Origin of the sequence: Mycobacterium basiliense, assembly GCF_900292015.1 — a bacterium.
Classification (GTDB): Bacteria; Actinomycetota; Actinomycetes; order Mycobacteriales; family Mycobacteriaceae; genus Mycobacterium; species Mycobacterium basiliense.
Window position 1 is genome coordinate 947,270 of the sequence record NZ_LR130759.1, and the last position, 20,854, is coordinate 968,123.

General features: G+C 64.0%; 12 protein-coding genes. 9 read left to right on the forward strand and 3 right to left on the reverse strand.

All coding sequences use genetic code 11. The features are described 5' to 3' along the window. Nucleotides 1–70: 70 nt before the first annotated feature. The 3 genes from MB901379_RS04135 to MB901379_RS04145 all read left to right on the forward strand — a co-directional run bounded on the left by MB901379_RS04135 (nt 71) and on the right by MB901379_RS04145 (nt 9,101). A complete protein-coding gene (locus tag MB901379_RS04135; protein ID WP_158015485.1) occupies nt 71–1,075 on the forward strand; it encodes an ABC transporter ATP-binding protein in 1,005 nt (334 codons plus the stop codon). 483 nt (nt 1,076–1,558) lie between these two features. After that, nucleotides 1,559–5,086: a DNA-directed RNA polymerase subunit beta gene (gene rpoB, locus MB901379_RS04140; RefSeq protein ID WP_158015486.1), complete on the forward strand. Its 3,528-nt coding sequence runs from the start codon at nt 1,559–1,561 to the stop codon at nt 5,084–5,086. A 52-nt stretch (nt 5,087–5,138) separates the two neighbouring features. Beyond that, the gene (locus MB901379_RS04145; RefSeq protein ID WP_158015487.1) at nt 5,139–9,101 is read left to right on the forward strand and encodes a DNA-directed RNA polymerase subunit beta'; all 3,963 of its coding nucleotides are present in this window, start codon (nt 5,139–5,141) and stop codon (nt 9,099–9,101) included. Nucleotides 9,102–9,188: 87 nt separating this feature from the next. On the opposite strand, the gene MB901379_RS04150 is transcribed toward MB901379_RS04145, so the two are convergent. Continuing rightward, the gene (locus MB901379_RS04150; RefSeq protein ID WP_269462775.1) at nt 9,189–11,096 is read right to left on the reverse strand and encodes a neutral ceramidase; all 1,908 of its coding nucleotides are present in this window, start codon (nt 11,094–11,096) and stop codon (nt 9,189–9,191) included. Nucleotides 11,097–11,431: 335 nt separating this feature from the next. Between MB901379_RS04150 and MB901379_RS04155 the strand changes: the two genes are divergently transcribed. The 6 genes from MB901379_RS04155 to MB901379_RS04180 all read left to right on the forward strand — a co-directional run bounded on the left by MB901379_RS04155 (nt 11,432) and on the right by MB901379_RS04180 (nt 17,462). Further along, nucleotides 11,432–12,190, forward strand: a complete 759-nt coding sequence (locus MB901379_RS04155; protein ID WP_158015489.1) for a deoxyribonuclease IV — start codon at nt 11,432–11,434, stop codon at nt 12,188–12,190. A gap of 52 nt (nt 12,191–12,242) precedes the next feature. Further along, entirely contained in the window at nt 12,243–13,088 is an 846-nt protein-coding gene (locus MB901379_RS04160) for an extracellular catalytic domain type 1 short-chain-length polyhydroxyalkanoate depolymerase (RefSeq protein ID WP_158015490.1), read from the forward strand. 64 nt (nt 13,089–13,152) lie between these two features. Then, on the forward strand, nt 13,153–14,781 hold the full coding sequence (locus MB901379_RS04165; RefSeq protein ID WP_158015491.1) for an acyl-CoA dehydrogenase family protein: 1,629 nt from the start codon (nt 13,153–13,155) through the stop codon (nt 14,779–14,781). Between the two features lie 221 nt (nt 14,782–15,002). After that, nucleotides 15,003–15,941 carry a crotonase/enoyl-CoA hydratase family protein gene (locus tag MB901379_RS04170; RefSeq protein WP_158015492.1) on the forward strand — a complete coding sequence of 313 codons (939 nt, stop codon included), beginning with the start codon at nt 15,003–15,005 and terminating at the stop codon, nt 15,939–15,941. 16 nt (nt 15,942–15,957) lie between these two features. Continuing rightward, on the forward strand, nt 15,958–16,680 hold the full coding sequence (locus MB901379_RS04175) for a PaaX family transcriptional regulator C-terminal domain-containing protein (protein ID WP_158018934.1): 723 nt from the start codon (nt 15,958–15,960) through the stop codon (nt 16,678–16,680). Next, the gene (locus MB901379_RS04180) at nt 16,677–17,462 is read left to right on the forward strand and encodes a crotonase/enoyl-CoA hydratase family protein (RefSeq protein WP_158015493.1); all 786 of its coding nucleotides are present in this window, start codon (nt 16,677–16,679) and stop codon (nt 17,460–17,462) included. The genes MB901379_RS04175 and MB901379_RS04180 overlap by 4 nt, the downstream gene beginning before the upstream one ends. 8 nt (nt 17,463–17,470) lie before the next feature. Here the strand turns inward: MB901379_RS04180 and MB901379_RS04185 are convergent, their stop codons facing one another. Next, the gene (locus MB901379_RS04185) at nt 17,471–20,392 is read right to left on the reverse strand and encodes an MMPL/RND family transporter (RefSeq protein WP_158015494.1); all 2,922 of its coding nucleotides are present in this window, start codon (nt 20,390–20,392) and stop codon (nt 17,471–17,473) included. After that, on the reverse strand, nt 20,389–20,817 hold the full coding sequence (locus MB901379_RS04190) for an MmpS family protein (protein ID WP_158015495.1): 429 nt from the start codon (nt 20,815–20,817) through the stop codon (nt 20,389–20,391). Before MB901379_RS04190 ends, MB901379_RS04185 begins: the two co-directional genes overlap by 4 nt. Nucleotides 20,818–20,854: the final 37 nt, after the last annotated feature.

A 20,854-nucleotide genomic window follows, 5' to 3' on the forward strand; every position in this document is an offset into this window, starting at 1 on the left:
GCGGTGCGCTACAGTGACTCAAGCCACATAAATCGGCAGGTCGCGGGCATCAGCATCGGAAGGATTTCCCATGGGCGTCGCTATCGAGGTCAACGGACTTACAAAGTCCTTCGGCTCCTCGAGGATTTGGGAAGACGTCACGCTAACGATCCCCGCCGGGGAAGTCAGCGTGTTGCTTGGTCCCTCGGGTACCGGTAAGTCGGTGTTTTTGAAGTCTCTGATCGGTTTGCTTCGGCCAGAGCGTGGCTCGATCGTCATCGACGGTACGGACATCATCGAATGTTCGGCCAAGGAGCTCTACGAAATCCGGACGTTGTTCGGCGTGCTGTTCCAGGACGGTGCCCTGTTCGGCTCGATGAATCTCTACGACAACACCGCGTTTCCGCTGCGTGAGCACACCAAGAAGAAGGAAAGCGAAATCCGGGACATCGTCATGGAGAAGCTGGCCATGGTCGGCCTCACCGGGGACGAGAAGAAATTCCCAGGCGAGATCTCCGGTGGTATGCGTAAGCGTGCCGGCTTGGCCCGTGCGCTGGTCCTGGACCCGCAGATCATCCTGTGCGACGAGCCCGACTCCGGTCTTGACCCGGTCCGTACCGCCTACCTGAGCCAGCTGATCATGGACATCAATGCCCAGATCGACGCCACCATCCTGATCGTGACTCACAACATCAACATCGCCCGCACCGTGCCGGACAACATGGGCATGTTGTTCCGCAAGCACCTGGTGATGTTCGGCCCGCGTGAGGTGCTGCTGACCAGCGACGAGCCGGTCGTGCGGCAGTTTCTCAATGGCCGCCGGATCGGACCGATCGGGATGTCCGAGGAGAAGGACGAAGCCACCATGGCCGAAGAGCAGGCCCTGCTCGATGCCGGTCACCACGCGGGCGGCACCGAGGAAATCGAGGGCGTGCCCCCGCAGATCGTTGCGACGCCAGGCATGCCGGAGCGCAAAGCGGTCGCCCGGCGTCAGGCTCGGGTTCGCGAGATGTTGCACACCCTGCCGAAGGAGGCTCAGGTGGCGATTCTCGACGATCTCGAGGGAACTCATAAGTACCAGTCACACGAATTCTGAGTGCAGCCAGGCAGCTGATGGGCGCTTGCGGTGGGCCTGCGTGGTGGGGCAATCGCCCGAAGTGCCTCGTAGAGTGCCATCACTCGGTGAGTTGCTGCTAACTCGGCGTAACTTGCAGCCCGTGCCCCTTGACGGCGGGGCGTAAACGGGTCAATCTGTTGGGCAGCATGTGTCTGTACGTGTCCATGGGAAGTCGAGATTGCCAGCCAGCGTCGATACCTTGGGACGAGAATGTGCGGCCATTTGAGGAATGCGCCGTCCTGCGCTAGTGTTGGACGTTGCGCTGGCTACTTCCTGCCCACCTCACCCGCCACTTGACACTGTGGTCTTTAGCCTGAGCTGAGTACATGGCTCAGCTGTTCGGTTGCGTGCGTGAGATCCGGACAGTTCGTCCGCCGGCCAAACCGACACAATTATCTGCGGCGAACAGGCCCGGTGGGGACCGGCTCTCGTTAGTCGCACGAGGTGCTGGAAGGACGCATCTTGGCTGATTTCCGCCAAAGCAATACAGACGTTAGTACCAGTCAGAGTCGCCCGCAAAGTTCTTCAAACAGCTCCGTGCCCGGAGCTCCTAACCGGGTTTCGTTCGCCAAGCTCCGCGAACCGCTCGAGGTTCCGGGGCTGCTTGACGTGCAGACCGATTCGTTTGAGTGGCTGATCGGTTCGCAGCGCTGGCGCGATTCCGCGGCTCATCGCGGCGACGCAAAGCCCGTTGGCGGGCTCGAAGAGGTGCTCTACGAGCTTTCGCCGATCGAGGACTTCTCCGGCTCGATGTCGCTGTCGTTCTCGGACCCCCGCTTTGACGACGTCAAGGCGCCGGTCGACGAGTGCAAAGACAAGGACATGACGTACGCGGCCCCGCTATTCGTCACGGCTGAGTTCATCAACAACAACACCGGCGAGATCAAGAGCCAGACGGTGTTCATGGGTGACTTCCCGATGATGACCGAGAAGGGCACGTTCATCATCAACGGGACCGAGCGGGTTGTGGTCAGCCAGCTCGTGCGGTCGCCCGGTGTCTACTTTGACGAGACGATCGACAAGTCCACCGACAAGCTGCTGCACAGTGTGAAGGTGATCCCCAGCCGCGGCGCCTGGTTGGAGTTCGACGTCGACAAGCGCGACACGGTGGGTGTACGCATCGACCGCAAGCGACGCCAGCCGGTCACCGTGCTGCTCAAGGCTCTGGGCTGGACCACTGAGCAGATCCACGAGCGGTTCGGCTTCTCCGAGATCATGATGGGGACGCTGGAGAAGGACAACACCGCAGGCACCGATGAGGCCTTGCTGGACATCTACCGCAAGCTGCGTCCGGGCGAGCCGCCGACCAAGGAGTCGGCGCAAACGCTGCTGGAGAACCTGTTCTTCAAGGAAAAGCGCTACGACCTGGCCCGCGTGGGTCGCTACAAGGTCAACAAAAAGTTGGGCCTGAACGGGAAGGATTCGACGAACCCGGTCACCACCACCACGCTGACCGAGGAAGACGTCGTCGCCACCATCGAGTACCTGGTGCGCCTGCATGAGGGTCAGCCGACCATGACCGTGCCGGGCGGCACCGAGGTGCCGGTGGAAACCGACGACATCGACCACTTCGGCAACCGCCGGCTGCGCACGGTCGGCGAGCTGATCCAGAACCAGATCCGGGTCGGCATGTCCAGGATGGAGCGGGTCGTTCGGGAGCGGATGACCACGCAGGACGTCGAGGCCATCACGCCGCAGACGTTGATCAACATCCGGCCGGTGGTCGCCGCGATCAAGGAGTTCTTCGGCACCAGCCAGCTGTCGCAGTTCATGGACCAGAACAACCCGCTGTCGGGGCTGACCCACAAGCGCCGGCTCTCGGCGCTGGGCCCTGGTGGTCTGTCCCGTGAGCGCGCCGGCCTGGAGGTCCGCGACGTGCACCCGTCGCATTACGGCCGGATGTGTCCGATCGAGACCCCGGAGGGTCCCAACATCGGTCTGATCGGCTCGTTGTCGGTGTATGCCCGGGTCAACCCGTTCGGGTTCATCGAGACGCCGTACCGCAAGGTGATCGATGGTGTGGTTTCCGATGAGATCCACTACCTGACCGCCGACGAGGAGGACCGCCACGTCGTGGCGCAGGCCAACTCGCCGATCAATGCCGAGCGTCGTTTCGTCGAGCCGCGCGTGCTGGTGCGCCGCAAGGCGGGCGAGGTGGAGTACGTGCCGTCGTCCGAGGTGGACTACATGGACGTCTCGCCGCGCCAGATGGTGTCGGTGGCCACCGCGATGATTCCGTTCCTCGAGCACGATGACGCCAACCGTGCCCTGATGGGCGCCAACATGCAGCGCCAGGCGGTTCCGCTGGTGCGCAGCGAGGCGCCGCTGGTGGGCACCGGCATGGAGCTGCGCGCGGCGATCGACGCCGGCGATGTCGTTGTCGCCGAGAAGTCCGGGGTGATCGAGGAGGTTTCGGCCGACTACATCACCGTGATGGCCGACGACGGCACCCGGCACACCTACCGGATGCGCAAGTTCGCCCGGTCCAACCACGGCACCTGCGCCAATCAATCTCCGATCGTGGACACCGGAGAGCGCGTCGAGGCCGGCCAGGTGATTGCCGACGGTCCTTGTACCCAAAACGGTGAGATGGCGCTGGGCAAGAACCTGCTGGTGGCCATCATGCCGTGGGAGGGGCACAACTACGAGGACGCCATCATCCTGTCAAACCGCCTCGTTGAAGAGGACGTGCTCACCTCGATCCACATCGAGGAGCACGAAATCGACGCCCGCGACACCAAGCTGGGTGCCGAGGAGATCACCCGGGACATCCCCAACGTCTCCGACGAGGTGCTCGCCGACCTGGACGAGCGTGGCATCGTGCGCATCGGTGCCGAGGTCCGCGACGGCGACATCCTGGTCGGCAAGGTCACCCCGAAGGGGGAGACCGAGCTGACCCCGGAGGAGCGGCTGCTGCGCGCGATCTTCGGTGAGAAGGCCCGCGAGGTTCGCGACACCTCGCTCAAGGTGCCGCACGGCGAATCCGGCAAGGTGATCGGGATTCGGGTGTTCTCTCGGGACGACGACGATGAACTGCCCGCCGGCGTCAACGAGCTGGTCCGCGTTTACGTGGCCCAGAAGCGAAAGATCTCCGACGGTGACAAGCTGGCCGGCCGCCACGGCAACAAGGGCGTGATCGGCAAGATCCTGCCGGTCGAGGACATGCCGTTCCTACCGGATGGGACCCCGGTGGACATCATCCTGAACACCCACGGTGTGCCGCGACGGATGAACATCGGGCAGATCCTGGAAACGCACCTCGGCTGGGTGGCCAAGTCCGGGTGGAAGATCGACACCGCCAACGGCGTCCCGGAGTGGGCCGGCAGGCTGCCGGACAGCCTGCTTTCGGCCGAACCGGACAGCATCGTGTCGACCCCGGTGTTCGACGGTGCCCAGGAGGCCGAACTGCAAGGGCTGTTGTCCTGCACGCTGCCCAACCGCGACCGCGAGGTGATGGTCAACGGTGACGGCAAGGCCATGCTGTTCGACGGGCGCAGCGGTGAGCCGTTCCCGTACCCGGTGACGGTGGGCTACATGTACATCATGAAGCTGCACCACCTGGTGGACGACAAGATCCACGCGCGGTCCACCGGCCCGTACTCGATGATCACCCAGCAGCCGCTGGGCGGTAAGGCGCAGTTCGGTGGTCAGCGGTTCGGCGAGATGGAGTGCTGGGCCATGCAGGCCTACGGCGCCGCCTACACGCTGCAGGAGTTGTTGACCATCAAGTCCGACGACACGGTCGGGCGGGTCAAGGTGTACGAGGCGATCGTCAAGGGCGAGAACATCCCGGAGCCGGGCATCCCCGAGTCGTTCAAGGTGCTCCTCAAGGAACTGCAGTCGCTGTGTCTCAATGTCGAGGTGCTGTCGAGTGACGGTGCGGCGATTGAGTTGCGCGAAGGTGAGGACGAAGACCTGGAGCGGGCCGCGGCCAACTTGGGAATCAACTTGTCCCGCAACGAGTCCGCCTCAGTTGAGGATCTCGCATAGATCTGTCCTTATTAGGTTTAGTCACTAAACCCGCAAGGGGAAAGGGAGTTACGTGCTCGACGTCAACTTCTTCGATGAACTCCGTATCGGCCTCGCCACCGCGGAGGACATCAGGCAATGGTCCTACGGCGAGGTCAAGAAGCCGGAGACGATCAACTACCGGACGCTGAAGCCGGAAAAGGACGGCCTGTTCTGCGAGAAGATCTTCGGACCGACTCGCGACTGGGAGTGCTACTGCGGCAAGTACAAGCGGGTGCGCTTCAAGGGCATCATCTGTGAGCGCTGTGGCGTGGAGGTGACCCGCGCCAAGGTTCGTCGTGAGCGGATGGGCCACATCGAGCTGGCCGCGCCCGTCACGCACATCTGGTACTTCAAGGGAGTGCCCAGCCGGCTCGGCTACCTGCTGGACCTGGCGCCGAAGGATCTGGAAAAGATCATCTACTTCGCCGCCTATGTGATCACCTCGGTCGACGACGAGATGCGGCACAACGAGCTGTCCACGCTCGAAGCCGAAATGATGGTAGAACGCAAGGCGGTCGAGGACCAGCGGGACGCCGATCTGGAGGCGCGTGCGCAAAAGCTGGAGGCCGACCTGGCCGAGCTGGAGGCCGAGGGTGCCAAGGCCGACGCGCGGCGCAAGGTGCGTGACGGCGGTGAGCGTGAGATGCGTCAGCTCCGCGACCGGGCCCAGCGTGAGTTGGACCGGCTGGAGGACATCTGGAGCACGTTCACCAAGCTGGCGCCCAAGCAGCTGATCGTCGACGAGAACCTCTACCGCGAGCTGATCGACCGGTATGGCGAGTACTTCACCGGCGCCATGGGTGCCGAGTCGATTCAGAAGCTTATCGAGAACTTCGACATCGACGCCGAGGCCGACTCGCTTCGCGATGTGATCCGGAACGGCAAGGGACAGAAGAAGCTTCGTGCGCTCAAGCGTCTCAAGGTAGTCGCCGCCTTCCAGCAGTCGGGCAACTCACCGATGGGCATGGTGCTTGACGCGGTCCCGGTGATTCCGCCGGAGCTGCGCCCGATGGTGCAGCTCGACGGCGGCCGGTTCGCTACGTCGGACTTGAATGACCTGTACCGCCGCGTGATCAACCGCAATAACCGACTCAAGAGGCTGATCGACCTCGGCGCCCCCGAGATCATCGTCAACAACGAGAAGCGGATGCTGCAGGAGTCGGTGGACGCGCTGTTCGATAACGGCCGTCGCGGTCGGCCGGTTACCGGTCCGGGTAACCGGCCCCTCAAGTCGCTATCGGATCTGCTCAAGGGCAAGCAGGGCCGGTTCCGGCAGAACCTGCTCGGTAAGCGTGTCGACTACTCGGGCCGCTCGGTCATCGTGGTCGGTCCCCAGCTCAAGCTGCACCAGTGCGGCCTGCCCAAGCTGATGGCGCTGGAGCTCTTCAAGCCGTTCGTGATGAAGCGGCTGGTCGACCTCAACCACGCGCAGAACATCAAGAGCGCCAAGCGAATGGTGGAGCGACAGCGTCCGCAGGTGTGGGACGTGCTCGAGGAGGTCATCGCCGAGCACCCGGTGCTGCTGAACCGTGCACCGACCCTGCACCGGCTGGGCATTCAGGCCTTCGAACCAATGCTGGTGGAAGGCAAGGCGATTCAGCTGCACCCGCTGGTGTGTGAGGCATTCAACGCCGACTTCGACGGTGACCAGATGGCGGTGCACCTGCCGCTGAGCGCGGAGGCGCAGGCCGAGGCGCGCATCCTGATGCTGTCGTCCAACAACATCTTGTCGCCGGCATCGGGCCGCCCGCTGGCCATGCCGCGGCTGGACATGGTGACCGGGTTGTACTACCTGACCACCGAGGTCGACGGGGACAAAGGCGAATACCAGCCGGCCGCCCAAGACAGCGCGGAGACCGGTGCGTACTCGTCGCCGGCCGAAGCCATCATGGCCGCTGACCGCGGCGTGCTCTCGGTGCGGGCCAAGATCAAGGTGCGTTTGACTCAGCTGCGGCCGCCGGCCGAGATCGAGGACGCGTTGTTTGGCCACAATGGCTGGCAGCCGGGCGATGCGTGGACGGCCGAGACCACGTTGGGTCGGGTGCTGTTCAACGAGCTGCTGCCGCTGGGCTACCCCTTTGTCAACAAGCAGATGCACAAGAAGGTCCAGGCGTCGATCATCAACGACCTGGCCGAGCGCTACCCGATGATTGTGGTCGCCCAGACCGTGGACAAGCTCAAGGACGCCGGGTTCTACTGGGCGACCCGCAGCGGTGTCACGGTCTCGATGGCCGACGTGTTGGTACCGCCGCGCAAGAAGGAGATCCTCGACCAGTACGAGGAGCGCGCGGACAAGGTGGAAAAGCAGTTCCAGCGTGGCGCTTTGAACCACGACGAGCGCAACGAGGCGCTGGTGGAGATCTGGAAGGAAGCCACCGACGAGGTCGGTCAGGCACTGCGCGAGCACTACCCAAGCGACAACCCGATCATCACGATCGTCGACTCGGGCGCCACGGGTAACTTCACCCAGACTCGAACGCTGGCCGGCATGAAGGGTCTGGTGACCAACCCGAAGGGTGAGTTCATACCGCGTCCGGTCAAGTCTTCGTTCCGCGAGGGCCTGACGGTGCTGGAATACTTCATCAACACTCACGGCGCTCGAAAGGGTCTGGCGGACACCGCGTTGCGTACCGCCGACTCGGGTTACCTGACCCGCCGTCTGGTGGACGTGTCCCAGGACGTCATCGTGCGTGAGCACGATTGCGAGACCGAACGCGGCATCCTTGTCGAGCTGGCCGAGCGTCAGGCCGGGCTTGATGGCACGGTGTCTCTGATCCGCGACCCGTACATCGAAACCTCGGCGTACGCGCGGACCCTGGGCACCGACGCGGTTGACGAGGCCGGCAACGTCATCGTCGCGCGCGGCGAGGACCTGGGCGACCCGGAGATCGACGCCCTGCTGGCCGCCGGTATCACCCAGGTCAAGGTGCGTTCGGTGCTGACCTGCACCACCGGCACCGGTGTGTGTGCGACCTGCTACGGGCGTTCAATGGCCACCGGCAAGCTGGTCGACATCGGCGAGGCGGTCGGTATCGTCGCCGCCCAGTCCATCGGTGAACCCGGCACGCAGCTGACGATGCGTACCTTCCACCAGGGCGGTGTCGGTGAGGACATCACCGGCGGTCTACCGCGTGTGCAGGAGCTGTTCGAGGCCCGGGTTCCCCGTGGCAAGGCGCCCATCGCCGACGTCACCGGCCGGGTTCGTCTCGAGGACGGGGAGCGCTTCTACAAGATCACCATCGTCCCCGACGACGGCGGCGAGGAAGTCGTCTATGACAAGCTCTCCAAGCGGCAACGGCTGCGGGTGTTCAAGCACGAGGACGGTTCCGAGCGGGTGCTGTCCGACGGCGACCACGTCGAGGTGGGCCAGCAGCTGATGGAAGGCTCGGCCGACCCGCACGAGGTGCTGCGCGTTCAGGGCCCGCGCGAGGTGCAGATCCACTTGGTCCGCGAGGTCCAGGAAGTCTACCGGGCGCAGGGTGTGTCGATCCACGACAAGCACATCGAGGTGATCGTTCGCCAAATGCTGCGCCGGGTCACCATCATCGACTCGGGCTCGACGGAGTTCCTGCCCGGCTCGCTGATCGACCGTGCGGAGTTCGAGGCGGAGAATCGCCGGGTGGTGGCCGAGGGCGGCGAGCCCGCGGCCGGGCGTCCTGTGCTGATGGGTATCACCAAGGCGTCGCTGGCCACCGACTCGTGGCTCTCCGCGGCGTCGTTCCAGGAGACCACGCGAGTGTTGACCGATGCGGCGATCAACTGCCGCAGCGACAAGCTCAACGGTTTGAAGGAGAACGTGATCATCGGGAAGCTGATCCCGGCCGGTACCGGTATCAACCGCTACCGCAACATCCAGGTTCAGCCGACCGAAGAGGCACGCGCCGCCGCCTACACGATCCCGTCCTACGAGGACCAGTACTACAGCCCGGACTTCGGTCAGGCCACCGGTGCTGCCGTTCCGCTGGACGACTACGGCTACAGCGACTACCGCTAGCTGGCCCGCCGAGCAGACGCAGAATCGCACGCGAGGGACCCTCGCGATGCGATTCTGCGTCTGCTCGCGAGGGAGGTGGGCTCCGCCTCAGGCGATTGTGAACTCGCGACTGGTTGCGGTGAAGGGCCTGAGCGTGCCGTCCTGGTCACGTGCGGTGCCGTGGTGGACAATGCGGTACTGCCCCGGCGCGGCATCACCGGGAATATCCCAGCAAATGCTGACGCGCGAGCCGGATCGCCCCTCGCGTTGCCAGCGGAAGCTCGTGGTCCAGTCGCCGTCGTCGGCGACTCGAGCCCAGCGCTCGCCGTCGTAGCGGACCACTTCCAGATAGGTGCCGCCGCGGCGCAGATCGTTGTTCGGCAGCGCGCTGACGAATGTCGCCGACACCTTTTGACCGGATCGGTAGGCCGCCTCCGGCTCGGAGACAACCGCCCCGAACTCGCCCGTGTCCGCCGGGGCGGCGCGCAACCAGCTCAGCGCTTCGGTGTGCTTGGGCTGGCGGCCCTGTGCGACGGGACGTCCGTCTCGCATCTCCTCGGCCAGCCCGGCCACGGTCTGCATCAGCGCGGGCAATTCCCATCGGCCGAACAACGTGCTGCCGCCCTCGTAGCGCTGCTCGACGTATTCTTCGGGCGTGGTCACATAGTGGATGTAGGCGTTGCTGTAGCCCACGCAGAGCACGTCGGCCAGTTCGGCACCGACGATCGACGCTACCGTGCGGCGCAGCCGAAGTCCCGCAACGATGGTCGGTTCGCCCGGGATGCCGATCAGGTACAAGCGTCCGATCCGCACCAGTTGTACGGGAACAATTTCCTCGACAAAGGGATGGATCCGATTGAGCACATGCGCGGGCACCACGATGCCTTTGGGAGCCTGCGCTGCGCGCAATGAGCGTGCAAGGCGGTAGATCGAATGGGATAATTTGTCCCAGAATGGGTTTCGTCCCTGATGAAAGCCGCGGAACCCTTCGCCCTCGTCCGTCCCCGCCATGGTTGCGGCCGCGATCATGGGGCGGCCGGTGCAGTGCTCCTGACCATCCGGTGTGTATTCGCCACGCACGTGGATGGAACTGAGATTCACATAGGTGAACCGTGCATCGATGCCAGCGCCGATCGGCGTTGCGCCGGGCAACTGCTCAACAGCATCCTCGAACTGATACAGACCTATCTGGCGCGTGTTCTCCAACTCGCGCTCCGATACCGCGTCGCCCGCGATGGGCCCGTCGACATGCGGGCTCATGTCGCCGGGGTTCGTCTGCGCGAAGGCGGCGACGATGTCCGGTTGACCATCCAGGTAGTCCGCGCCCCCGACAACGCGTTCCCAGTGGTAGGCGGCGAAGCCCTTGTTGTCTCCCGAGATGAGCCGGTTGTGGTTGGTCATGCTGGTGCCGTGGGTGGCGAAAAAGTGGATCGCGCCCACGGTGTGATCACCGCGATTGATACCGACCAGCGTTGTCTGGGGGTCAATGCGGTTCGGGAAGAACGCCCGATCGGCGGCAGGGTTGCGGTCGAATGCCGACGGTGAGCGATTAATGCTTGCTTGGTGCAATTCGCCATGCGACAACGTCACTTCGGCCGGTGCCAGGTCGCGGTGGGCATGGTCCACCGATTCCACGATTCCGTCGACGATCGCTGCAAACGTCGCCGGCCTAAAACCGCTCGTCGACAAGTTGTATAGCAACAGGCCGCAGTAGCCGCCGGGCCCGGCATGGGTGTGCGTCGTGGTTATCAGCGTGTTTCGCTGCGAGTAGGTGTCGCCATATGTTTCTGCCAACCGGCGCAACACCTCATCGGTGACGTTTCGCATCGGCATCGGCAGATCGGCCACCACCAGCAACAACCGCGCGTTCCCGTCGTCAAACACGAACGCTCGTGACCGCAAGCGGAGGTGGATACCGGCGGTGCGTTGATCGGTCTTGCCGTAGCCGAGCATGCCGCAGTCGGCCGACTCACCGGTGATGTCGGCGATGCCGCGCCCGACCGAAAGAGATGCCAAATCCTCATCCTCCACAACACCAGCGAATTCACGGGCGTCGGCGAAGCGCGGCCCGCGGGCATCCTATCCCCCTAGCGAACATCTCCTGCGCCGAGCTTGAGCAGGCGCTCATGGGCGGCAGCGGCATCCGGGGCCGAGGTCAGGTAAGCCGACGACGCCGGACGAAACCAGTGCGCTAGGTGCTGTGGGCACCGCCGACGTTGGCCTGACTTCGGTGCTCGCGCCCCCGCCCGCTCCCTGTCGACCCACACTGATTTCGACCGGCGCTGCCGCACCGATTTCCAATGTTTCGGCGGAGGGCAAAGTCGACATCGACGCGTCGCTAGACTGACTTGGTGCTCATCGGTTCGCATGTCAGTCCACAGGATCCGCTGGCCGCAGCGCAGGCCGAAGACGCTGACGTAGTGCAGATTTTCCTTGGCAATCCGCAGAGTTGGAAAGCGCCCAAGCCGCGCGAAGACGCCGCCCAGCTCAGAGCCGCGGCGCTGCCCATCTATGTGCACGCGCCTTACTTGATCAATGTCGCGTCGGCGAACAATCGGGTGCGCATCCCGTCGCGCAAGATCTTGCAACAGACCTGTGATGCGGCGGCGGACATCGGTGCGGCGGCGGTGATCGTGCACGGCGGCCACGTTGGCGACGACAGCGAGCTCGACGAGGGCTTTCAGCGCTGGCGTAAGGCGCTCGACAAGCTGCACACCGACGTACCGGTGTACCTGGAGAACACCGCGGGCGGTGACCACGCTATGGCTCGCCGTTTCGACACCATCGCCAGGCTCTGGGACGTCATTGGCGACCTGGGTATCGGCTTTTGTTTGGACACTTGTCACGCGTGGGCGGCGGGTGAGGAGCTGGTGGATGCCGTAGACCGCATCAAGGCCATCACCGGTCGCATTGACCTGGTGCACTGCAACGACTCCAGGGATGCGGCGGGATCTGGTCGTGACCGTCACGCCAACCTGGGCGCCGGACAGATCGATCCGGAGTTGCTGGTGGCCGCGGTCAAGGCCGCCGATGCGCCGGTCATCTGTGAAACCGCCGACGAAGGTCGCAAAGACGACATCGCATTTCTGCGGGAAAAAGCCAACGGCTGATTCCCCGGCCGGTTGGGGCGCGCTGGGGCGATCCTACGCTTACTGTTAACCCGTGGTCCATCGCGTGGTCACTGTGCTGGGTGTGGTCCTGGTGCTGGTCGGATGTGCGCACCGGGCACCGCCGCCCGGTGGCTTCGGCACGGGCATTACCTTCCACACGATCAACGTCGGCGGAGTGGACCGCACCTACCGGCTCTTCCGGCCGGCGGGATTGCCTCGTTCGGCTCCGCTGGTTGTCATGCTGCACGGCGGGTTCGGCAGCGCGAAGCAGGCCGAAAGATCCTACGACTGGGATGAATTGGCTGACTCGGAGAAGTTTGTCGTGGCCTACCCGAACGGCCTGAACCGAGCCTGGAATGCCAACGGCGGCGGGTGCTGCGGCCGGTCCGCGCGCGATGGTGTCGACGACGTCGCATTCATCAGCGCGGCGGTGGACGAGATCGGCCGAAACGTCGGCGTGGATCCGAAGCGGGTGTATGCCACTGGGATGAGTAACGGCGCAATCATGTCCTACACGCTGGCGTGCAACACCGGTTCGTTCGCCGCGATCGGCCCCGTTTCGGGGACGCAGTTGGATCCCTGCCAATCGCCGCATCCGGTGTCGGTCATGCATGTCCACGGCACCGGCGATCCACTGGTGCGCTACTCGGGTGGGCCTGGCGCGGGCATCGCCTCGCGGATCGACGGACCGTCGGTTCAGGATTTGAATGCGTTCTGGCGCAATGTCGATCAATGTGCTGCGCCGACCGTCACGACCAGCGGGTTGGTCACTATTTCGACGGCGGGTTGTGCGAACAATCGCAGTGTCGTGCTGGTCACCGTCGATGACGGTGGCCATGAGTGGCCGACAATGGCTACCGAAATGCTGTGGGAATTCTTCGCCGCCCATCCCCGCTGACGTGCGTGACGTCATCGACGTTACACGTCTTGTGCGGTTGTCGAAAAAATGTAACATTGACCCTATGTCAGATACGCACGTCGTCACCAATCAGGTTCCGCCGCTGGAGAACCACAATCCCGCGACCTCTCCGATGTTGGTCGAAGCGCTGATCCGCGAGGGCGGACAGTGGGGCCTGGAAGAGGTGAACCAGCTCGGGGCGATCTCGGGCGGCCAGGAAGCTCAGCGTTGGGGCGAGTTGGCCGACCGCAATCGGCCGATGCTGCACACCCACGATCGCTTCGGACACCGGATCGACGAAGTGGAGTACGACCCCGCCTACCACGAGTTGATGCGTACCGCGATAGGGCACGGCCTGCATGCCGCGCCGTGGGCCGACGAGCGGCCGGGATCGCACGTCGTGCGGGCCGCCAAGACTTCCGTATGGACTGTTGAACCCGGTCACATCTGTCCGATTTCGATGACTTACGCCGTTGTGCCGGCGCTGCGCGCCAACCCGGAGCTGGCAGCCGTCTACGAACCGTTGCTGACCAGTCGGGAATATGACCCGGAGTTGAGGCTGGCCACGACGAAGGCTGGCATCACCGCCGGTATGTCAATGACCGAGAAACAGGGCGGCTCCGACGTACGCGCCGGCACCACCGAGGCGACTCGAAACGCTGACGGCACCTACCACCTGACCGGTCACAAGTGGTTTACCTCGGCACCGATGTGTGACATCTTCCTGGTGCTCGCGCAGTCGCCCGGTGGGTTGTCATGTTTTATGCTGCCGCGCATCCTGCCCGACGGTACCCGCAACCGGATGTTGTTGCAGCGTCTCAAGGACAAGCTGGGTAATCACGCCAATGCCTCCAGCGAGGTCGAATACGACGCCGCAACTGCGTGGCTGGTCGGCGACGAGGGTCGCGGTGTCGCGACCATCATTGAGATGGTTAACCTCACCCGGCTGGACTGCACGCTGGGCAGCGCCACCAGCATGCGCACCGGGCTGACCCGAGCCATGCACCATGCCCAGCACCGAAAGGCCTTCGGCGCCTATCTGATCGACCAGCCGCTGATGCGCAACGTGCTGGCCGACCTGGCGGTCGAAGCCGAGGCCGCCACCATCGTCGCGATGAGGATGGCCGGTGCCACCGACAAGGCGGTGCGTGGAAACGAGCGCGAAGCGCTGCTGCGTCGCATCGGCCTGGCGGCCAGCAAGTACTGGGTGTGCAAGCGCTCTACCCCCCACGCCGCGGAGGCGTTGGAGTGCCTGGGGGGCAACGGTTATGTCGAGGACTCCGGCATGCCTCGGTTGTACCGTGAAGCCCCGCTCATGGGCATCTGGGAAGGGTCGGGCAATGTCAGCGCGCTGGATACGTTGCGGGCCATGGCGACTCGGCCGGAATGCGTCGAGGTGCTATTTGATGAGCTGACCCAAAGCGTTGGGCAGGACGCCCGACTCGACGGACACGTCGAGTGGTTGCGTCAGCAACTGGGTGATCTCGACACCATCCAGTACCGTGCCCGCAAGGTCGCCGAGGATATCTGCCTGGCCCTGCAGGGTTCGTTGCTGGTGCGGCACGGGCATCCCGCGGTCGCCGAGGCCTTTCTGACCACCCGCCTCGGCGGTCAGTGGGGTGGCGCGTTTGGCACCATGCCCGCCGGGCTGGATCTGGCGCCGATCCTCGAGCGGGCCCTGGTAAAGGGCTGAGCGGCGCCGATGACACGCGTCGGCGACGATGCAGAGCGAAGCGATGAGGAGGAGCGGCGCCGATGACACGCGTCGGCGACGATGCAGAGCGAAGCGATGAGGAGGAGCGGCGCCGATGACACGCGTCGGCGACGATGCAGAGCGAAGCGATGAGGAGGAGCGGCGCCGATGACACGCGTCGGCGACGATGCAGAGCGAAGCGATGAGGAGGAGCGGCGCCGATGACACACGCCATCAGGCCGGTCGACTTCGACAACCTGAAGACGATGACCTACGAGGTCACCGGTCGGGTTGCGCGGATCACCTTCAACCGGCCGGAGAAGGGCAACGCCATCGTCGCTGACACTCCACTGGAGTTGTCTGCGCTGGTGGAGCGAGCCGATCTCGATCCCAATGTGCACGTCATTCTGGTATCCGGTCGCGGCGAGGGTTTCTGCGCGGGTTTCGACCTGTCGGCATATGCCGAGGGGTCGTCGTCATCCGGCGCCGAAGGGGGATATCGCGGTACGGTGCTGGACGGTAAGGCCCAGGCGGTCAACCACCTGCCCAATCAGCCGTGGGACCCGATGATCGATTACCAGATGATGAGCCGGTTTGTCCGCGGGTTCTCCAGCCTGATGCATGCCGACAAACCGACGGTGGTCAAGATCCACGGTTACTGCGTGGCTGGCGGCACCGACATCGCCTTGCACGCTGATCAGGTGATCGCCGCCGCCGATGCCAAGATCGGCTATCCGCCGACGCGGGTGTGGGGTGTCCCGGCGGCCGGCTTGTGGGCGCATCGGCTCGGCGACCAGCGCGCCAAGCGGTTGTTGTTCACCGGTGACTGCATGACCGGCGCGCAAGCGGCCGAGTGGGGTCTGGCGGTTGAGGCGCCGGACCCCAAAGACCTTGACGAGCGCACCGAGCGGTTGGTGGAGCGAATCGCCGCCCTGCCGGTCAACCAGCTGATCATGATCAAGCTCGCACTCAATTCGGCTCTGCTGCAACAGGGTGTGGCCACCAGCAGGATGGTCAGCACGGTTTTCGACGGCGTGGCCCGGCACACGCCCGAGGGACATGCGTTTGTCGCCGACGCGGTAGAGCATGGGTTTCGTGATGCGGTGAAGCGCCGAGATGAACCGTTCGGCGACTACGGTCGCCAGGCATCCCAGGTGTAGCGCGATGCCGAAAACGCTGGCCCGCATGACCGCTCGGTCGGTGGTGCTTAGCGTGCTGCTGGGCGCCCATCCCGCATGGGCCAGCGCGAGCGAGCTGGTCAGGCTCACCGCCGATTTCGGTATCAAAGAGACGACGCTGCGGGTAGCGCTGACTCGGATGGTGGGCGCGGGTGACCTGATCCGATCCGCGGATGGTTATCGGCTTTCGGACCGGCTGCTGGCCCGGCAGCGGCGCCAGGACGAGGCCATGCGCCCTCGGGTACGGGCTTGGCATGGCGACTGGCACCTGGTCGTGGTGACGAGTGTCGGCACCGACGCGCGCACCCGCGCCGCGCTGCGAAACACCATGCATGACAAGCGTTTCGGTGAGCTGCGCGAAGGCGTTTGGCTGCGACCAGACAATCTCGACGTGGAACTCGCCCCCGATGCGGCGGCTCGGGTACGGGTGCTCAAGGCCCGCGATGACGCGCCGGCCCAATTGGCCGGGCAGCTGTGGGATCTGGGTGCGTGGGTCGAGGTCGGTCACCGACTGCTCGACGAGATGGCTCAATTGGCGCAGGTATCAGACCGGTTCGTGGTGGCCGCGGCGATGGTGCGTCACCTGCTCACCGATCCCATGCTGCCGGCAGAGTTATTGCCCGAGGACTGGCCGGGAATCCCGCTACGGGCCGCCTACCACGACTTCGTCATCGAACTGGTGAACCGCCGTGACAAAACCCAACTCTTGGAGGCCACGTGAGTGATTTGGTGCTGGTGGAGCAGGACGGCCCGGTGACCACGGTGATCATCAATCGGCCGGCGGCGCGTAATGCCGTCAACGGCCCGACGGCGGCCGCGCTGTACTCGGCGTTCGAGCGATTCGATCGCGACGACACGGCTTCGGTGGCGGTGTTGTGCGGCAATGGGGGAACCTTTTGCGCGGGGGCCGATTTGAAAGCTTTCGGCACGTCGGAGGCCAATGCGGTGCACCGGACCGGCCCCGGACCGATGGGGCCGTCACGAATGGTGCTGTCCAAGCCGGTGATCGCCGCGGTCAGCGGTTACGCCGTCGCCGGGGGGTTGGAGCTGGCGTTGTGGTGCGATCTGCGGGTGGCCGAGGAAGATGCCGTGTTCGGTGTGTTCTGCCGTCGCTGGGGCGTCCCGCTGATCGACGGCGGCACCGTGCGACTGCCGCGGCTGATCGGACATGGCCGGGCGATGGACATGATCCTCACCGGCCGGGCAGTACCGGCCGATGAAGCGCTGGCGATCGGGTTGGCCAACCGGGTGGTGCCTAGGGGGCAAGCCCGCCAGGCGGCCGAAGCGCTCGCGGCGGAGTTAGCCGTGTTGCCCCAACAGTGCCTGCGATCGGATCGGCTATCGGCATTGCACCAGTGGGGCCTGCCCGAATCCGCCGCTCTCGATGTGGAATTCGCCAGCATTTCCCGGGTGGCTCACGAGTCGTTGGCGGGGGCCGGACGCTTCGCCGCGGGTGCCGGCCGGCACGGCGCCCCGGCAAGCCGTGACGAGCCGACGAATTAGACCGGGGCCTAGTGCTTTTGATAGCCGTCGTCGGCGCCGACGGAGACCAAGGGTTGTGGTGATGATGGTGAAGGCCACGGCTGTGCAGGGGGCCGTTGCCGGACAATCTGGGGCCACCAGAACCACTTGCCGAGCAGGGCCGCTATCGATGGTGTCATGAAGGATCGGACGATCAGGGTGTCGAACAACAGACCCATGCCGATAGTGGTGCCCACCTGAGCCATTACGGTCAACTCACTGACCGCAAACGACATCATGGTGAAGGCGAACACCAGCCCTGCGGCGGTCACCACCGATCCGCTGCCGCCCATCGCACGGATGATGCCGGTATTGATTCCGGCGTGGATCTCCTCTTTGAGCCGAGCAACCAGCAGCAGGTTGTAGTCGGCGCCGACGGCGAGCAGGATGATGACCGCCATCGCCAACACCAACCAATGCAGTTCTATGCCGAGGATGTGTTGCCAAATCAGCACCGATAGCCCGAACGAGGCGCCCAGGGACAACACCACGGTGCCGACGATGACGGCGGCCGCGACAACGCTGCGGGTGATGATCAGCATGATGATGAATATCAGGCAGAGCGCGGAGATTCCGGCGATCATCAAGTCATAGGTGTTGCCGTCGGACAAGTCCTTGAACATCGCCGCCGTACCGCCGAGGTAGATCGTAGATCCCTCCAGCGGCGTGCCCTTGATGGCTTCCTTGGCGGCGGTTTTGATCTTGGCGATGTGCTCGATGCCCTCTTGGCTCATCGGGTCGCCCTCGTGACTGATGATGAACCGCACCGCGTGCCCGTCCGGCGAAAGGAACTGTTCCAGGCCGCGTTTGAAGTCGGGGTTGTCGAATACCTCCGGGGGCAGATAGAACGAATCGTCGTTGCGCGACGCGTCGAAGGCTTCGCCCATCGCGGACGAATCCTCCTGCATCGCGGCCATCTGATCCTGCAGCCCTTCCTGGGTGGAATGCATGCTGAGCATCTGGGCCTTCATGTGCTTCATGGTCTGGATCATCTCGGGCATCATCGCCGTCATCTGCGGCATGAGCGTGTCCAGGCGTTCCATCAGCGGCAGCAGGTTGTTGATGTCTTCGGTCATGAGGTCGATGCCGTCGAGGGTGTCGAACACCGACCGCAATGACCAGCACACCGGGATGTCGAAGCAGTGTTTTTCCCAGTAGAAGTAGCTGCGGATCGGGCGGAAGAAATCATCGAAATTGGCGATGTTGTTGCGCAACTGCTCGACGTCAACCACCATCCCCTTCATCTGGATGACCATCGCGTGGGTGACATCGGCCATCTGCTGGGTGAGACTGTGCATCCGCTCCATCTGGTCGATGTTGGTCTGCATGTCGTTGACCTGCTTGAGCATGTTGGCGGTCAGGTCCTGGTTGTACTTCTCGGTCAGTTTTTGGCTGGTGCCCTGCATGCTGATCAAGAACGGGATCGAGGTGTGCTCGATGGGTTTGCCGTCCGGCCGGGTGATCGCCTGCACCCTGGAAATCCCTTCGACCCCGAAAATGGCCTTGGCGATCTTGTTGATTACCAAGAAGTCAGACGAATTGCGCATGTCGTGGTCGCTTTCGACCATCAGAACCTCGGGGTTCATCCGGGCTTGCGAGAAATGGCGCTCCGCGGCCGCGTAGCCTTCGTTGGCCGGTAGGTCGGCAGGAAGGTAGTTGCGGTCGTTGTAGTTGGTCTTGTAGCCGGGCAGGGTCAGCAGACCAACGAGCGCCAGGGCCACCGCGCCGACCAGGATAGGCCCGGGCCAGCGCACGATGGCGGCCCCGACCTTGCGCCAGCCCCGCACCCGCGCCATCCGTTTGGGCTCGAGCAGCTTGCCGAACCGGCTCGCCACGGTGATGATCGCCGGACCCAGGGTGAGCGCCGCCACGACAACGATGATCATGCCGATCGCCAAAGGCACACCGAGGGTCTGAAAGTAGGGAAGCCGGGTGAAGCTGAGGCAGAATGTGGCGCCGGCGATCGTCAGACCTGAGCCCAGCACTACGTGGGCGGTGCCGCCGAACATCGTGTAGTACGCCGATTCCCGGTCCTGGCCGAGCCCCCGCGCTTCCTGATAGCGGCCGATCAAGAAGATGGCGTAGTCGGTAGCGGCCGCGATCGCCAACACCACGAGCAGGTTGGTGGCAAAGGTCGAGAGCCCGATGATCCGGTGGTAACCCAGGAATGCCACGCCCCCTCGGGTAGCGAACAACCCGAGTACCACCATCGTCAGCATGAGTGCCGACGTGATGATCGACCGGTAGACGAGCAGCAGCATCACGATGATCACCGTGAACGTGACAATCTCGATCAACTGCAGGCTGCGGTCGCCGGCCAGCTGTTGATCGGCGGCCAGCGCTGCCGAACCGGTGACATACACCTTTACGCCGGGCGGCGGCTGCAGGCCGTCGACGATCTTCTTTACCGCTTCCACCGACTCGTTGGCCAGTGACTCGCCTTGATTACCAGCGAGTTTCACTTGAACGTAGGCGGCCTTGCCGTCGCCGCTCTGTGCACCGGTCGCGGTCAGCGGATCGCCCCAAAAGTCTTGCAACGACTGGACGTGCTTGGTGTCGGCTTTCAGCTTGACGATCATCTGGTCGTAGAACTTGTGCGCCGCGGCACCAAGCGGCTGCTGGCCTTCGAGCACGATCATCGCCGCGCTGTCGGAGTCGCCCTCCTTAAAGACCTTGCCGATCCGTTTCATCGAGATCATCGATGGAGCCTCGTCCGGGCTCATCGACACCGCCTGCATCTGCCCGACTATTTCCAGTTGCGGCACAACACTGTTGAGGAGTGCAATGAGTAGCACCCACCCAAGTATGAGCGGCACGGCGAAGGTGCGGATCAGCCTCGGAATCAACGGCCGCTCCGGGCGCTTGACTGGCGGGAAGGAGTCCGTCGGCGCGTCTGTCGTGGGTGCGGTCATGCGGATTTCACAAAGCAATAGGTCAGGGCGTCCACGCCGGTTGCGGTCCTCTCGTCCTTCACTACGTCATCGACGATGATTCGGCAGCTGATGGAATCGCCGTTGCCTTGGGCGAGGATGTTAGGGGCCGCCGAGGGCGCCGTGGTCTGCAAGGTGAGTGACCATGGCAAGGTCGCACGATCGATGCGCTGCGGCTTCGCGTCGAGGTCCAGGTAATTGATGTTGGCGTAACTGCCGGAGCCCGAGATTTCGTACTTCACCACCTTGGGGTCGTACGGCTCTGGGTCATTGGCGAACACCTTGGGCGTCACCAAGATGCCTTCGGAGCCAAAGAAGGTGCGGACCCGCTGGACGGTGAAGCCAGCGATAGCGACCACAACCAGGATAAGCAGCGGAATCCACGCACGTTTGAGCTTTTCTATCATCGCCGTTCCCGAAGGATCTTGCCGAACGTGGCGCCGC

Excerpts from the sequence above, each read along its gene's own strand:
- MB901379_RS04135 (WP_158015485.1), top strand. The coding sequence starts at position 71 with ATGGGCGTCGCTATCGAGGTCAACGGACTTACAAAGTCCTTCGGCTCC.
- MB901379_RS04165 (WP_158015491.1), top strand. The coding sequence starts at position 13,153 with ATGTCAGATACGCACGTCGTCACCAATCAGGTTCCGCCGCTGGAGAAC.
- MB901379_RS04170 (WP_158015492.1), top strand. The coding sequence starts at position 15,003 with ATGACACACGCCATCAGGCCGGTCGACTTCGACAACCTGAAGACGATG.
- MB901379_RS04185 (WP_158015494.1), bottom strand. The coding sequence starts at position 20,392 with ATGACCGCACCCACGACAGACGCGCCGACGGACTCCTTCCCGCCAGTC.
- MB901379_RS04190 (WP_158015495.1), bottom strand. The coding sequence starts at position 20,817 with ATGATAGAAAAGCTCAAACGTGCGTGGATTCCGCTGCTTATCCTGGTT.